The organism is Rossellomorea sp. y25 (assembly GCF_038049935.1).
Taxonomy (GTDB): Bacteria; Bacillota; Bacilli; order Bacillales; family Bacillaceae_B; genus Rossellomorea.
In genome coordinates, this window is sequence record NZ_CP145886.1 from 2205289 (window position 1) to 2220485 (window position 15197).

The 15197-nt window shown below is 39.7% G+C and carries 16 protein-coding genes and 1 other annotated feature; of the genes, 15 read left to right on the forward strand and 1 reads right to left on the reverse strand.

What is annotated here, in order from left to right; all coding sequences use genetic code 11:
* The first annotated feature begins 23 nt into the window (after window positions 1-23).
* The 11 genes from rlmN to AAEM60_RS11000 all read left to right on the forward strand — a co-directional run bounded on the left by rlmN (window position 24) and on the right by AAEM60_RS11000 (window position 9468).
* On the forward strand, window positions 24-1094 hold the full coding sequence (gene rlmN, locus AAEM60_RS10950) for a 23S rRNA (adenine(2503)-C(2))-methyltransferase RlmN (RefSeq protein ID WP_299741211.1): 1071 nt from the start codon (window positions 24-26) through the stop codon (window positions 1092-1094).
* 445 nt (window positions 1095-1539) lie between these two features.
* A complete protein-coding gene (locus AAEM60_RS10955; protein WP_299741212.1) occupies window positions 1540-2586 on the forward strand; it encodes a metalloregulator ArsR/SmtB family transcription factor in 1047 nt (348 codons plus the stop codon).
* 14 nt (window positions 2587-2600) lie between these two features.
* Window positions 2601-3827: an MFS transporter gene (locus tag AAEM60_RS10960; protein ID WP_299741213.1), complete on the forward strand. Its 1227-nt coding sequence runs from the start codon at window positions 2601-2603 to the stop codon at window positions 3825-3827.
* A gap of 180 nt (window positions 3828-4007) precedes the next feature.
* Window positions 4008-5372 carry an NAD(FAD)-utilizing dehydrogenase gene (locus tag AAEM60_RS10965; RefSeq protein WP_341357914.1) on the forward strand — a complete coding sequence of 455 codons (1365 nt, stop codon included), beginning with the start codon at window positions 4008-4010 and terminating at the stop codon, window positions 5370-5372.
* 553 nt (window positions 5373-5925) lie between these two features.
* Complete coding sequence (locus tag AAEM60_RS10970) at window positions 5926-6210, forward strand: hypothetical protein (RefSeq protein WP_341357915.1); 285 nt, start codon at window positions 5926-5928, stop codon at window positions 6208-6210.
* Window positions 6211-6259: 49 nt separating this feature from the next.
* Window positions 6260-6721 carry a DinB family protein gene (locus AAEM60_RS10975; RefSeq protein WP_299741216.1) on the forward strand — a complete coding sequence of 154 codons (462 nt, stop codon included), beginning with the start codon at window positions 6260-6262 and terminating at the stop codon, window positions 6719-6721.
* 35 nt (window positions 6722-6756) lie between these two features.
* Window positions 6757-7491 (forward strand): hypothetical protein, encoded by a 735-nt coding sequence (locus AAEM60_RS10980; protein WP_299741217.1) that lies wholly within the window; start codon window positions 6757-6759, stop codon window positions 7489-7491.
* 63 nt (window positions 7492-7554) lie between these two features.
* Window positions 7555-7746 (forward strand): hypothetical protein, encoded by a 192-nt coding sequence (locus AAEM60_RS10985; RefSeq protein WP_148993760.1) that lies wholly within the window; start codon window positions 7555-7557, stop codon window positions 7744-7746.
* A gap of 304 nt (window positions 7747-8050) precedes the next feature.
* Window positions 8051-8485: a MarR family transcriptional regulator gene (locus AAEM60_RS10990; protein WP_299741218.1), complete on the forward strand. Its 435-nt coding sequence runs from the start codon at window positions 8051-8053 to the stop codon at window positions 8483-8485.
* Window positions 8486-8511: 26 nt separating this feature from the next.
* Window positions 8512-9147 (forward strand): nitroreductase family protein, encoded by a 636-nt coding sequence (locus AAEM60_RS10995; protein WP_299741219.1) that lies wholly within the window; start codon window positions 8512-8514, stop codon window positions 9145-9147.
* 24 nt (window positions 9148-9171) lie between these two features.
* Window positions 9172-9468 (forward strand): putative quinol monooxygenase, encoded by a 297-nt coding sequence (locus AAEM60_RS11000; RefSeq protein WP_341357916.1) that lies wholly within the window; start codon window positions 9172-9174, stop codon window positions 9466-9468.
* 80 nt (window positions 9469-9548) lie between these two features.
* Here AAEM60_RS11000 and AAEM60_RS11005 read toward each other — a convergent pair whose 3' ends face one another.
* Window positions 9549-11222 carry a ribonuclease J gene (locus AAEM60_RS11005; protein WP_299741221.1) on the reverse strand — a complete coding sequence of 558 codons (1674 nt, stop codon included), beginning with the start codon at window positions 11220-11222 and terminating at the stop codon, window positions 9549-9551.
* A gap of 159 nt (window positions 11223-11381) precedes the next feature.
* Between AAEM60_RS11005 and AAEM60_RS11010 the strand changes: the two genes are divergently transcribed.
* From AAEM60_RS11010 to AAEM60_RS11025, 4 genes are all read left to right on the forward strand, one after another.
* Complete coding sequence (locus AAEM60_RS11010; RefSeq protein WP_341357917.1) at window positions 11382-12047, forward strand: O-methyltransferase; 666 nt, start codon at window positions 11382-11384, stop codon at window positions 12045-12047.
* A gap of 64 nt (window positions 12048-12111) precedes the next feature.
* Window positions 12112-12320: a binding site (T-box leader), on the forward strand.
* Between the two features lie 244 nt (window positions 12321-12564).
* Window positions 12565-13635 carry a tyrosine--tRNA ligase gene (tyrS, locus tag AAEM60_RS11015; RefSeq protein WP_341357918.1) on the forward strand — a complete coding sequence of 357 codons (1071 nt, stop codon included), beginning with the start codon at window positions 12565-12567 and terminating at the stop codon, window positions 13633-13635.
* A 151-nt stretch (window positions 13636-13786) separates the two neighbouring features.
* A complete protein-coding gene (locus AAEM60_RS11020) occupies window positions 13787-14107 on the forward strand; it encodes a metalloregulator ArsR/SmtB family transcription factor (protein WP_299741223.1) in 321 nt (106 codons plus the stop codon).
* Window positions 14108-14276: 169 nt separating this feature from the next.
* Window positions 14277-15137: a permease gene (locus AAEM60_RS11025; protein ID WP_299741224.1), complete on the forward strand. Its 861-nt coding sequence runs from the start codon at window positions 14277-14279 to the stop codon at window positions 15135-15137.
* Window positions 15138-15197 lie beyond the last annotated feature (60 nt).

The following is a 15197-nucleotide window of genomic DNA, read 5'->3' on the forward strand; positions in this document are numbered from 1 at the left end:
GAGTTTCGAAATGAGGGTTTTAAATGGAAAAGAAATCCATATACGGATTAACATTAGATCAACTGACAACATGGCTGGTCGAGCACGGTCAAAAGAAGTTCCGTGCGGCTCAGGTATGGGATTGGTTATATAAAAAGAGAGTGACAAACTTTACCGATATGAAGAATCTGAACGCTGACTGTGTACAGTTGCTCGACGATCACTTCTATCTTCATACACTCACTCAAGAGGTTAAACAGGAATCTAAGGACGGCACAATCAAATTCTTGTTCAAACTTGAGGATGGTAACCTAATAGAAACAGTTCTTATGCGTTTCAATTACGGACTGAGTGTATGTGTGACGACTCAAGTCGGATGCAACATCGGTTGTACATTCTGTGCGAGTGGACTACTCAAGAAGAACCGGGACCTATCAAGCGGTGAAATTGTTGAACAAATCATGAACGTCCAACATCACTTGGATGAAGCAGGAAATGGAGAACGAGTCAGTCATATCGTTGTAATGGGAATTGGTGAACCATTCGATAACTACGATAACATGATGGACTTCTTCCGGGTGGTGAATGACCAAAAAGGTCTTTCCATCGGAGCGCGTCATATCACCGTATCAACAAGTGGTCTGGCAGATAAGATTTACAAATTTGCCGACGAAAACATTCAAATCAACCTGGCCGTTTCCTTGCACGCACCAAACAATGAATTGCGTACGAAGATTATGAAGATCAACCGTGCATACCCGTTAGAGAAATTAATGCCAGCTATTGATTACTATTTAGAAAAAACAAATCGACGCATTACCTTTGAGTATATCTTGTTAAGTGATGTGAATGATCATAAAGAAGAAGCCATTCAGCTGGCCAAACTGCTGAAAAACAAGCGTCACCTTTCTTATGTGAACTTGATACCTTATAACCCGGTTGACGAACACAACCAATATCAAAGAAGTACGAAAGAAGCGATTGTCGAATTCTACGGTACATTACTTGAACATGGAATCAACTGTGGGGTCCGAGTGGAACAAGGAACGGACATTGATGCAGCTTGCGGTCAATTAAGAAGTAAGCAAATTAAAAAAGACAAAGTGAAATCTTAATACTTTTTTAAATGAAGCACATGAATTCCTGAGTGGAATTTGTGTGTTTTTTTGATTGTTGAGACTGAATATGAGATTCTATTCCATATTTTGTTAAAACACGCAATTAACCACTATTTTGGCGCAATTCCACTCGATCCTGACGCAATTTCCGTTTAATAGACGCAATAAAATTAATTTTGACGCAATTAAGAAAGAAAACGACGCAATTCTTCTATCGAACGACTTTAATATTAATGAATGCCAGTACGAAAAGCCATATTTGGTAACAACAGCTAATAATCACATAAGATTTGAGTCATTTTATCCAATAAGCACCGAAGAAACAATGTTTTATTAAAAATATGCTACTTTTCCAGAAAATATTCAATATATGTTGAATTTATCGTTCTATAAATATAGAATAAATGGTAGGAAGAAATTTTTGGGAATGAGGTGTTCCAATTTGGATGTATTCCATACGACCAGCCGAAAAAGAGAGACATACGAAGTAAGAATTGAGGCTTCTCTTCTTTGGGAATGCGCTTTGGGGATTGCTGCCATCACAAATACAAGGCTTATCGATACGTTAGAAAAACCAAAAGAGTCATGGGACAAGTTAATGAGATCTTTATCTGAACCGTTGATAGGGGATTTGAAATACGTTGAAAAGAATAATACCTGGAAATCCCTACTTCTCTTGTTGCATCAAAAAGAGTTTCGGGATTTATCTGAATTTATCATGTTTCTGGATGGGTTGGAAGATAAAAGACTAAGATTCATCTGCATTCCATACATAGGGATGAAATTTCAAGAACTTCGAACGCATGCTTCAGAAGGAGATGAGTCATCAAGAAACAGATTGAAAAAGCAGACAGAGGATAACCCGTTTTTTCCGGATTATATTGAATTCATCTGCACCACAAATGTTCATGACCTTAGGAACCACCTGAAGAGTGTCATGACCGGGTGGTATAAAGAAGTGATCATTCCTCATAAAGAGACACTATCTCAAATACTGGAAAGGGATAAACAATCCAAGGAAAAGATGAGTGGAAATCTAAAGTCCGAAGCGTTAGTAGAATGGGCAACGGGAGGTATCACTTATTTGCCCGAGCCAAGAGTGCATACAGTTTTGTTGATCCCCCAATCGATTTATCGTCCTTGGAACGTAGAAGGAGATGTTGAAGGAGTCAAGGTGTTTTATTACCCCGTAGCCAATGAAAGCATTTATCCGGATGATAAGGATATGCCAAGCTATTTTCTGGTCCAAAAGCATAAAGCCCTTGGGGATGAAGCGCGCCTCAGAATGGTGAAATTGCTGAAGGGGTCAGATCGTACACTTCAGGAAATCACGAATGAGCTGAACATGGGGAAGTCGACGGTCCATCATCATTTGAAAATACTCAGGTCCGCAAGGCTGGTCGAAACTCTGGATGGGAAGTATCGCCTGAAGGAGAATGCGGTTCAATCTTTATCGAATGAATTAATGCAGTATTTAGCCGAGGATTAAAAGGGGGAAATGATATGGGTGAGCGTGCGGTCAGACTAAATCAAGTGGAAGATTTCCCGCCCTTAAAGAAAAACTATCCTGTTTTCCGATTCATGGGTGGGAATCTGATTTCATTTTTCGGAGATCAAATCTATTTAATCGCAATTCCTCTAATGGTATTATCCCTCACTGGATCACCTGTGAGTATGGGTATTGTGGCGGCACTTGAGCGTCTGCCGATTCTATTGCAGCCCTTCGCCGGTATCATGTCCGATAAATTCAACCGGAAGCACCTCCTGCTTTTATGCGATCTAGGAAGATGTTTACTTGTCGGGATGATTGGGGTTCTATTTATCTTGAAGGTACTGGAGATGTGGATGGTATATCCCATTGTGTTTGGTATCGGATGTTTAAGCCAAATATACAATACATCTCAATTTGCTTCAGTCCCAAGCCTGGTGAGAAGAGAAGACCTTCAAGCTGTGAATTCACTAAATTCCGGGATATTTAATTTAGCGGTCTTTCTGGCACCAGGTTTGGGAGGGCTGATTATATCCTTTTTGAATCCAGGATATGCCCTGGTAGTGAACAGCGTCAGCTTCCTGGTATCTTTTCTTGCCATTGCGAGTCTCCGGATGAAGATAAATGAGAGAGATTTATCAAGGCATTCCATATGGGGAGAGATCAGGGAGGGATTTGAATTCGTTGTAAAGACCAAGCCAATCTTGTACACCAATCTAGCCATGGTATCTTCTGTGTTCGGAACTACATTGTTTCTCACATTACTGGTATTTCACTTAAAAGATTCCATCAGTTTAAATACGGTCATGATTGGTGGGTTATTATCAATGGGTGGAGTAGGTGCCATTCTTGGCGCGGTTACGTCAAACCTTTTTCGGAAGCGGTTTTCTTATCGGAGCATATTATTTACGGCCTCTGTCATTGGAGGACTTTCGATTCTCTATTTCGGGCTGGCAGAAACCTATTTCTGGCTTGTGACCATGAACGCAATAGGGACCTTTTGTGCTTCAATGATGAGTCCTTGTATCATCACAATCCGGCAAACGCTGACACCAGATCACTTATTGGGAAGGGTGCAGGCTACAAGCCGCCTCATGACTTGGGTATCCATGCCCCTCGCTGCATTCCTAGCAGGAATATTGGCTAAAGAAATAGGTACAGATCTGACCATCGTTCTAGCTGGAGCCATCTCGACACTTGCTTCCATTCCATACCTTCATCACAGTTTGAAAGATAAATAGAGGGACGGACCTCCCACAACTCTGTTTTATGGTACGATGGAAATGGAAACCACATTGGTGGGGAGAATTCAGATAGAATCACTGAAAGTCAATTGAATGAGAAATTAAAAAAGATCGATTTTAACCGTTTTAATATAAAGTGGCATAAGCACGATTACAACTAAGAAAGGGGAGCAGAGGATGCAATCGAATCATTATGACATCACGATCATCGGAGCAGGAGTGAGCAGTGTGTTTCTCGCTTACACCTTGATGAAGCACAATGAACATATCTCCATCCACATGATTGATCTCGGCAAAAAGCTGAGTGAACGTACATGCGGTTTAGATGATGGGCGCGTGTGTACGTGTGAAGGATTGTGCAGTAAATACATTGGGTTTGCGGGTCTTGGAAAATCAGAGGGGAAATTTAATTACACGAATGATTTCGGAGGAGAGCTCGGCAGGAAAATCGGAGACCAAACCACACTTGATTTGATGAAGGAAGTAGACGATATTCTCTGTGAGTTTGGCGGTGACATCATCCCGTCCTATAGCACGAAAAATGATACGCTTTCAAAACGAGCCAGTATGGTGGACGTGAAGGTTCTTTCAACTGAGGTCCGTCATTTAGGAACACGTTTAGCGAGTGATATTTTTCAAAGAATGTATGAAGTGCTCAAAAATCACATTACGTTTAGTTTTGAAACACGAGTTGAGACAATTTCAAAACATGATGCGGGCTTTCACTTGAAAGCTAATAGCGTTGACTTTACGACAGAGAAATTAGTGATCGGTACAGGAATGAGCGGCAGCACGTGGATGAAAAAACAAGCAGCATCACTTGGACTTTTTCCAGGAAAGACACGTCTGGATATGGGGGTTCGGGTGGAAATGAAAGGTGATCAGCTTCAATCGATATTAGAAGATACGTTTGAAACGAAGCTGAAAATCGAAAGGCATTCATTCAGCGCGACGACCTATTGTATGAATCCGCGAGGGAGGATCATACGGAAGCACCAGCATGGCGTAGTGATGCCTGATGGACAAAATGCCCGTGAAGAAGATATACCAAGTGCAAATTTGAACTTCAGTTTGTTCGTTCCGCGTTATTTTCATTCCCATGGTGAGGCAATGGACTATGCAGTGAGCACTATAGGAGGGATCAATCAAGGAAAAGAGCGGATTGTCGTTCAGAGATTGGAAGATTTCAAATTACATAGGAATACAGAATCGCTAGAGGGGAATCTGGTAGATCCGTCCCTCAAAGCGGAATGTGGGAATCTTAGGGAAGAGGTTCCGGAATTATATAGTATTGCGCTTAAGGAATTTTTTGCTTCTTTGGAAAGCCTTATTGGGGAACCGATACACCATGATACGCTTCTATACGGGTTGGATGCGAAGTATTATGAACCGAAATTACCGACGGATAAGAACTTTGAAACAGATGTGTCAAATCTGTATCTTATTGGTGACTGCTCGGGGGAAACCCATTCCTTATCGCAGGCAGCTGCAAGTGGTATTTATTTGGGGAAACATCTGGGAGATAGGGTTTTTACCAGTTAATAATATATTTGGAATAATTTGAAACCTTTCTGTTTGTTTTTTCGTATTACTAGAAAAGAACAGGCAGAAAGGATTTTTTTATGGGATTGCGAGTACAAAAAAACATTTTGGAATATGAATCGATTGTAGATAATCATCCAAAAAAGGAGATGAGTATGTACTCGCTCATTCGTTTATTGGGAATTTTTAATTTCGTTGGGTGGGGATTCATGTTCTTCTCTATCCATCTGGATCTCAATCATAAATTTGAATGGGTTCGTGTGGAGGGCATTCATGTAGATGGGAAAATGATGGGAGAATTCTTTTTATGTCTGATCACGGTAGGATTCATATTTTTGGATTGTTATATTTATATTTTAAAAAAATGTGGGGAAGAACGTTTTTACTGATCACTTTGTTAAGTCTGGGAGTAATCAATGGCATCTTATTTTTCCTTTCACTTAAATCTTTCTAAGCTGAAATTGAGGGGATCATCTATGAATAGAGGCAAGCCCCTTTTAAGTTGGGGGGGCCATTTGGATGCGTATATTAAGAGGAAATAAGGAGGGGTTTTTTGTCTGATTGGGGCGTCTTATTTCTGTTCTTCATGATCATTATGGCGATTTTAGCTTTCACCAACTTTATGGTTATGAAGCTGGCAGGGAAGAATAAAAAGAAGAGAATTTGGTATGGAGTCGTATGTTTACTTCTCACACCCGTGGTTTTTATCCTGACTGGTTTATCCGTAAGTCCATTTGATCCTTCTGGTTTTGTAACAGGCATGGTCATGATGATATACGGGACTTTTTTTGCATTGAATGCCATAGGAATCATTGTGGTTGGATTGTTCACTGAATAAGGAAGTACGGCTTTAAGAATTCTTAAAATACAAAGGAGAGGTTGAGGGCATGTTAGAACTTTTTTCTTATAATTGGCAAATACGGGAAGAATGGTTTGATTGGTGCAGGGAAATTGATCCGGATGAACTGACGAAAGAGCGTATAGGCGGGATGGGGAGCATCCTGAAGAATCTCTTTCATGTAGCGGACTGTGAGCAAATTTGGATGAATCAATTACAAGGGAAACCCGTGATGAAAAAGGATTTACATACTATTTCGACACTTGACGAAGTCATTGAGTTTTCAGGAACGACCAGGCAGCAAACGGAAAACTTTCTGTCATTATGGACTCCCGCCTATGGAAAGAAAGAACTCAATATGACATCAAGGTCAGGTAAAACATACCTACTTACATACAAAAAAGTTATGCAGCATGTAGTGACCCATGAGATCCATCATATTGGTCAATTATCCGTGTGGGCAAGGGAAGTCGGAAAAATACCGGTGTCGAGTGATTTTATTTTCAGATGATGAATATGTAGCAGATAGAAAAGGAGGACTATACATTGAATAAACATCAAAAGCCATTCATCGAAAAAGTAAAAATCATTCAAGGTAACGACTATGCGACCATTGAGAATACGAATGATTTGACCACTGTAGAACTGAAAGAACTCGTCAGTTACCTGGATCAGACACCGCCCTATCATTCCCTATCTAACTTGAAGATTCTTGTGAATCAAACATTCTCCCGAGAAGTGGATGAGTATCTAGAGGGAAATGGATATGACCTGGTTGATGAATTTGTGACTGTGCATAAAAAGCTTGAGAAGTCGGAAATCAAACACTCTTTTACATTGAAAAATTTACATATGATTTCAGAAAAAGAGTTTGCTCATATTTGGATGCATTCTATGGAGGGCTCTCTTAATGCTCCATCTCGTTTAACTATGCCAGAACAAATGAAAAGTGTCGCAATCGAACTGGGTGACAGCTATAAGGATTCCTGTATTGCGATTTATGAAGGTGATCAGCCAATTGGCGTCATGATACCACATATAGAACCGGGCACGGTAGATGAGGGAAGGCTGTTTTATTTCGGATTGATTCCTGATGAAAGAAGCAAGGGAAAGAGCAAGATTCTACATAAACTGGCACTTAGTCTGTTAGCTAGTGTGTTTCATGCAAAAAAATATATTGGGGGGACGAGTAAAAATAACGCTCCGATGATCCGGACATTTCTTGCCAATGGGTGTGAAGTGAAGGATGTGAACAGGGTATTCCTTAAGAAATCCCTTTAGTACTGTGATAAGCAATGTTATACTTGATGAATTGTTCAACTAGAAAAGGGGAGTTAAAGCCTTATGAAATATATGAAATCACAAATGAAACTGTTAATCAAAGATAATAAAGAATTGCAAGCGCGCCTGAAAGTATTGATGGATGAGATGAATTTAGAGCGTACATTTGCTCTTAAAGCATTGTATCATTCAGAGGTTGCAGAAGGTGGAAAATACCAGGCTGCCTACCAAGCGTTAGACCAACCAAAGGAGTAAGTCTTTTTCTGTGAAATTCCGTATGGTAAATTCACACAAATGACATAATTAGTGTTTTTATAGTGCATATAGACGGCAAGGTAAGAGAGGAGATTCCCTCATTACCTTGCCTTTTCCTTTTTCATTCAGAAAAAATCTCCTGTTTTAACTCATTTCAGACTTTCCGCATTTGTATGTAGGATTCCTTCAAAATCATTAGGGTTTTCTCCCAAGAACTATATGTTTGACTTATAAAACCTTATGTATTATATTAATTGACAGGTCAATGATTGACCCCTCAATTAAAGTGGAGGAGGAGGATGCTTTGTCCAACTCGTGTCGTGAAGAAGAGAAGATAATCGTTCAATTAAATGATATATATAAGCAAATGAGTCCTAAGTTTGAGCGTTGTACCGGAATTAGTCAGTCTCGTTTGGATCTTTTGCACAAGTTGTTTGAAGTGGAAGAAATCAGTCAAACGGCTCTACAAAGAGAAGTGAATATTGATAGTGCAGCCGTGACGAGACACTTAAAGCAGCTTGAAGGAAAAGGGATGGTCTCCCGCCGTAAAAATCCTGATGATAACAGGTTTACATTTGTCCGGCTGACAGAGGAAGGCCGTCAGAAAATAGAAGCTTATCGTGAAGAGAAAGAGATCTTTATCTCTAAAGTTTTTAAAAGCTTTACAAAAGAAGAACGTTCGGTTTTATCCGACATGCTTAATCGTATTCAGGATAATGTTCAGGATATTGAATACTAAATTTTACTCATAAAGGAGAATGCATCATGAATCAAACAAAAATCAATGATTTTAACCAAATCATCACAGGGCGCCGTTCCATCCGTAATTATGACCCGTCTGTGAAAATCAGTAAAGAAGAAATGACAGAGATACTAACCGAAGCCACTCTTGCACCATCATCTGTAAACTTGCAGCCATGGCGTTTTGTAGTCATCGATAGTCCAGAAGGGAAAGAAAAACTTGCACCACTTGCGAAATTCAATCAGACGCAAGTCCAAACTTCATCTGCAGTGATTGCGGTATTTGTAGATATGAACAGCCTTGACTATGCGGATGAGATTTACAATAAAGCAGTAGAAGAAGGGTATATGCCTGCAGAAGTAAGAGACAGACAGCTACCATCTATTAAAGGATTACTACAAATGATGACAACTGAACAGTTCAGGGAAATGAACCTCATCGACGCAGGTTTAGTATCCATGCAGCTCATGCTTTCTGCACGTGCTCACGGATTTGATACAAATCCGATTGGTGGATATGAAAAAGATCAAATTGCTGAAGCATACGGTATGGACAAAGACCGTTACTATCCAGTCATGCTGATTTCAATCGGAAAAGCGGCAGATGCAGGCTACAAATCTGTTCGCCTGCCAGTAGAGTCCATCACAGAATGGAAATAAAAATAAGAAAAGAGGAGAAAGTATATGATTATTATTCATGCAGAATTTCAAATTAATCCAACCAAAGAACAAGCATTTTTAGAAGAGATTCGCCCACTTGTAGCAGCATCGAGAGCAGAAGAGGGAAACATTTCATATGACTTGATGAAAGATACTGAAAGAGAAAGTGTCTATACAATGGTAGAGGTGTGGAGGGATGCTGCTGCCGTTGAGACTCACAATGCGAGTGAGCATTTCTCTTCATTTGTTGGGAGAGCACCGGAGTATTTAGCGGCTCCTTTAGATGTGAAGATTTATGAAGGAAACAAGGCAGCGAAATAATCGATCGGATAGCACCTGACTTTTGTTGGGTGCTTTTTTTATTAAAAACTGCCAGGCAAATAAGCACCCGGCAGTTCCAACTACACCTCAATAATGATTGGCAAAATCATTGGTTTCCTCTTCAAATGTTTGAATAGGTATTGACCTACGTCTTTTTTGATTGCCTGTTTCATTTCTTTCCAGTCCCGAATATTTTCTGCAGACAATTCATCTACTACTTTCCTGACGAGATGGTTTACGTCCTTTAAGAGGTCTTCTGAGTTTCGTACAAACACGAATCCCCTTGAAATGGTATCAGGTCCAGAAATAATCGTGTGTTCCGATTTACTAAGGGTAATGACAATGATAAGCATTCCATCTTCAGAAAGTTGTTTTCGATCCCGTAAAACTATGGATCCGATATCTCCGACGCTTAAGCCATCTACAAAGGTATCCCCTGCAGGAATGGCACGGGTTTGGCGGGCAGTGGAATTCTGAATATCGACGACTTCACCGTTTTTTATTATAAAAGTATTTCCTGCTTCTACTCCTACCGATTCAGCGAGTATTCGATGATGATGCAGCATTCGGTATTCACCATGTATAGGAATGAAATAGGTCGGCTTCATTAATGTGAGCATGAGTTTTAAGTCTTCTTGATACCCGTGTCCTGATACATGCATGCCTGTTGTGCTTCCACTTCCGTAAATTACGTTGGCACCAAGTTGAAACAAATTATCCAGAATTCGAGATACGTCCTTTTCATTTCCAGGTATAGGTGAAGCAGCCAGAATGATCGTATCACCTGGATAAACGTATACGTCCCGGAAGCTTCCAGTCGATAGGCGACCAAGTGCGGCCATAGGCTCACCTTGACTTCCTGTACATAAAATCGCTACCTTTTCGGGAGGTAATGCATCAATTTCACGGGCATCTATCAGCATCCCGTCAGGCACCGATAAATACCCGCGTTCCATGGCTACTGAAACCACATTGATCATGCTTCTTCCTAATAATGCCAGCTTTCTGTTTGTCTTGATGGAAGCATCTACTACCTGCTGGACCCGGTTGACATTGGAAGCAAAGGTTGAGACGAAGATCTTTCCAGTGGCTTTCAAGAACGCTTCATCCATGTGGTTCCCCACCATTTGTTCAGAAGGGGTCAAGCCGCTGCGCTCCGCATTCGTGCTTTCAGAAAGCAAAACTAACACTCCTTCATCACCGATCCTCGCCATTTTATGAATGTCTGAGTATTGATGATTGGCAGGGGTTAAGTCGAACTTAAAGTCTCCAGTATGTACGACATTTCCTTCCGGTGTATGAAATACGATACCTAAACAATCCGGAATACTGTGACTGACCTTGAAGAACGAAACATCGATTGTTCCGAAATTCAGGTTTGAATTTGAGTCGATGGTTACAAGTTTTGTATCTCTTATCAGCCTATGCTCTTCTAATTTTAGTTCGATCAGTCCCAGGGTGAAATGTGTAGCATAAATAGGCATGTTCATTTTTTTTAGAAGATAAGGAATGCCGCCTATGTGGTCCTCGTGGCCATGCGTGACGATTAACCCACGAATTTTATCTTTGTTTTTCTCCAAATAAGAGACATCAGGAATGATTAAGTCGATTCCCAAAAGACTTTCATCAGGAAACTTACCTCCACAATCAATGATGACAATATCATCACGATGATGTATGACATACATATTTTTTCCGATTTCATTGATTCCACCAAGTGCAAAAATGGATAATGCCTGTTCATTGGTATGCAAGAATGAACCCTCCAAGACAAATTGTTTTGGTTATTATGCCCGAATAGGATGATTTCATTAAGGTAAACTTTGTTTTGAGAGATAAAAAGTTACATGATATAAATATTTATATGGTAAATTATGCTATTATTATTTATGAATGATACATACTAAGGAGTGATGATGTTGGCATCAACAAATGCATGGACAGAAGTAGATCAATATTTTACGAGTAAACTTCAAGTATCAGATCCACTTATGGACACGGTATTGAAAGCAAATAGTGAAGCAGAACTGCCTGCAATCGATGTTTCTCCGAATCAAGGGAAGTTTCTCTCATTGCTTGCACAGCTTAAAGGAGCGAAACGAATATTGGAAATCGGGACCCTTGGTGGCTATAGTACGATCTGGCTTGCCCGTGCACTGCCAGAGGACGGCCATCTTGTAACCTTGGAATATAGTGAAAAACATGCAAAAGTCGCTGCAAAAAACATACAAAACGCTGGAATGGATCGAAAGGTGGAAATTAAGGTAGGTGCTGCCTTGGATACGTTGCCGACTATTGAAGGTGAATTTGATTTCATTTTTATTGATGCAGACAAACAAAACAATGCAAATTATTTAAAATGGGCACTCGAGCTTTCTCAACCTGGAGCTGTGATCATTACAGATAATGTGGTACGAGATGGAAGAGTAATCGATGAAAACAGTGAAGATGAAAGTGTTCAAGGTGTTCGCCACTTTGTTGATATGTTGTCTAAAGAGCCCCGTATTGATTCAACGGTTGTTCAAACCGTCGGATCTAAAGGCTACGACGGGTTTGTAATGGGTATTGTGAAGGGATAAAAAATAAAAAATAATTATTGTATTTTATGGCATTATTCTGTAAAATAAATGAAAATTCATAATCTTACATGTCATGATAGGAACGAGTAGTGACTTATCTCCCTGGTGAAGAGAGCTGATGGCTGGTGGGAATCAGTACAAAGATAAGCGCGAATTACCTCCTTAAACATTCTCTGTGAACCATTAGTAGCAGAGAACGGCCGGTCCGTTATCCGTATGAAGTGGAAGAGAAATCTTCAATTAGGGTGGTACCGCGTTAACCACGTCCCTTTTTTTAGGGGCGTGGTTTTTTGGTGTGATTTTTAGTTGAGGAGAGTGGATAATGGCCACATGTGAAAAATAACGTAGAAATTCTCGTTTTAACGGCGAAATCGGAAATATAACGGCGAAGTCACAAATTAGTCGTCTGTAATCAGAATATATCAGCGGAATTTTCGTTTTATCAGCGAAATCCAGGATATATCAGCGAACTCGACCAAACTCACATTAATTCATTCAAACTCAAGGAGGAATGATCATGCAACACAAATGGGACTCACTTTCACAAGAACAACAGGCAGAAGTAGGAAGGCAGTTAACCGTCTACAAAAATGGAGTGCATGAAATCATTCCAGAAGCAGAATTAAGGCAAAAACTAGTCAAGTCAATTGCAACAGGAGTACCATTGAAAATCAAGCTGGGTCTAGACCCAACGGCTCCCGATGTTCACCTGGGTCATACGGTTGTTCTGAACAAATTAAGGCGGTTCCAAGAAAACGGTCATATAATTCAGCTTATTATCGGGGATTTCACCGGTAAAATCGGTGATCCAACTGGCAAGTCTGTTGCAAGGAAGCAGCTGACTGATGAAGAGGTGAAGAGAAATGCCCAAACTTACTTTGAGCAATTTAGTAAAGTCCTCGACAAAGAGAAGGTAGAGCTTCATTACAATTCCAAATGGCTGTCATCGTTGAATCTTGAAGATGTGATTCATTTATCATCGAAGATCACGGTTGCTCGATTAATTGAAAGAAACGATTTTTCTAATCGGTTGTCAATAGGGAAGCCAGTCTCTCTTCATGAGTTTTTCTACCCGTTAATGCAAGGATACGATTCCGTCGCATTAGAAAGTGATGTGGAGCTTGGCGGGACGGATCAACAATTTAATGTATTGATCATGAAATACTTCAACCTGATCACGGATTTATCTTTAGATGAGAAATCGAAAATAGAGAAGGAATTATTCGAAGGGACACTCCACCCCAAAGATGCCAAAATACGTTTAGGAAAAACCATCGTGTCCATGTACCACGGCGAAGAAGCAGCCGGGCAAGCTGAAAACAATTTTAAGGAAATATTTCAAAAAGGAGCACTGCCTGATGATATTCCAGAGATAAAGTGGACAGGTGAAAGTAGAGTGTCCATTATCGACTTACTTGTTGAGCTGAATATGCAAGCTTCAAAGAGTGAAGCGCGGCGGATGATTCAAAATGGAGGAATCAGAATCAATTCAGAAAAGGTACTGGATATGCATTTAGAAGTAGAGATTGAAGAAGGGATGATTGTGCAGGTAGGGAAGAGGAAGTATAAAAAGCTGAGAATAATGTAACTCCGTATGAAAGTCGTCTAATCAGCAAGAATAGATGACTTTCAAATTTTTTAATAAATCAAATATATTTGATTTATTAGTTGACTTAATGGAAGTTCTTGCATATAGTGAGGATATATCAAATAAATTTGATTTAAAAGGAGCAGATAGCATGAATAAACAAAGTCCATTAAAAAATATATCACTGGATTCAACCTTCAGTAAATACGAAAAAAAATTCAAGGCACTTGCAGATCAAAAAAGGTTATTTATCCTGCACCAAATTACTGAAATGGGAGAAGTGTGCGTATGTGACTTATCGGATAAATTAGACTTACCCCAATCCAAACTTTCCTACCATCTGAAGGTTTTAATGGAAGCTGAGTTGATCTTGAAAGAAACGCGTGGCACGTGGAGTTACTATACATTAAATCACACTGAATTGAATCACTTGTTATCAGAACAACTTTGCTGTTTGTTTAGGAAGGAATAAGATGCTCAATCTCTTTATGATTAATTAATCAAGAAAAATTGATTTAGGGTAAGGCAGATGTTTTGAGAAAGAGATTGTTTTAATTCGATTTATTAATCAAAAAAAGTTGATAAATAATATTCGATATTTAATCAAAAAAATTTGATTAAACAAAATGGAGGTAGTCAAAATGACTATATTAAAAGATTTCATCAGTATTGCCCTTGAACTAACTGTGCTGTTTGTCGGAATTTCCTTTGTTATTCATCTACTGCAAGGATTTGTTCCCTATAAAAGGATGGAGGTATTGATGGATAGAAGCCATCCTCTGTTGAGTGCTCTGATTGCTGTTGGTTTTGCGTTCGTCACACCATTTTGCTCCTGTTCAACAATCCCTATTGTCGCAAATCTATTGCGAAACAAAGTCCGATTTCCCATTGTGATGATTTTTCTTTTTGCCTCACCTGTTCTGGATTTAACGATATTGACCTTGATGACCTACCTACTGGGTTGGAAAGTAGCCATTGCCTATACGATTTTAACCACTTCTTTTTCTATTATCATCGGATTTGCGCTGAGTGCATTTGGATTTGAAAGACAACTAAAAAATGTCATGGTAGAAAATTTCTCAGCCCCTGAGAGTGGTATCGACATTAAGAAAGCAATAAGAGAAACACTCACACTTATGAGAAATGTCTATCCATTTCTTATTATCGGGGCAGGGATCGGTTCGGTTATTCACGGTTCTGTTCCAACAGAATGGATTACAACCTATTTAGGAGGAGAGAATTGGTGGCTTGTGCCAATAGCTGCGATTATCGGAATTCCGTTATACATCCGACTTTCTACAATGATTCCCATTTCGCAAATTCTCGTTGCTAAAGGAATGGCACTGGGACCAGTAATGGCCCTAATGATTGCATCAGCTGGAGCTAGCCTTCCTGAGGTAACTTTACTCCATAGCATTTTTAAGAAAAAGCTTGTCTTCGCATTTATTGGCTCTGTCCTCATGATGTCTACTATGTCGGGATTCTTATTTTACTTTATATAAGGAGGTGGTCAATATGAAATGGTTAAAGAGTTTGATGGGTCAGAAAGAACAGAAGGATTG

Excerpts from the sequence above, each read along its gene's own strand:
- AAEM60_RS10965 (WP_341357914.1), top strand. The coding sequence starts at position 4,008 with ATGCAATCGAATCATTATGACATCACGATCATCGGAGCAGGAGTGAGC.
- AAEM60_RS11010 (WP_341357917.1), top strand. The coding sequence starts at position 11,382 with ATGATGTTGGCATCAACAAATGCATGGACAGAAGTAGATCAATATTTT.
- AAEM60_RS11025 (WP_299741224.1), top strand. The coding sequence starts at position 14,277 with ATGACTATATTAAAAGATTTCATCAGTATTGCCCTTGAACTAACTGTG.
- AAEM60_RS11000 (WP_341357916.1), top strand. The coding sequence starts at position 9,172 with ATGATTATTATTCATGCAGAATTTCAAATTAATCCAACCAAAGAACAA.
- AAEM60_RS10985 (WP_148993760.1), top strand. The coding sequence starts at position 7,555 with ATGAAATATATGAAATCACAAATGAAACTGTTAATCAAAGATAATAAA.
- AAEM60_RS11020 (WP_299741223.1), top strand. The coding sequence starts at position 13,787 with ATGAATAAACAAAGTCCATTAAAAAATATATCACTGGATTCAACCTTC.
- AAEM60_RS10995 (WP_299741219.1), top strand. The coding sequence starts at position 8,512 with ATGAATCAAACAAAAATCAATGATTTTAACCAAATCATCACAGGGCGC.
- tyrS (WP_341357918.1), top strand. The coding sequence starts at position 12,565 with ATGCAACACAAATGGGACTCACTTTCACAAGAACAACAGGCAGAAGTA.
- AAEM60_RS10975 (WP_299741216.1), top strand. The coding sequence starts at position 6,260 with ATGTTAGAACTTTTTTCTTATAATTGGCAAATACGGGAAGAATGGTTT.
- rlmN (WP_299741211.1), top strand. The coding sequence starts at position 24 with ATGGAAAAGAAATCCATATACGGATTAACATTAGATCAACTGACAACA.
- AAEM60_RS10960 (WP_299741213.1), top strand. The coding sequence starts at position 2,601 with ATGGGTGAGCGTGCGGTCAGACTAAATCAAGTGGAAGATTTCCCGCCC.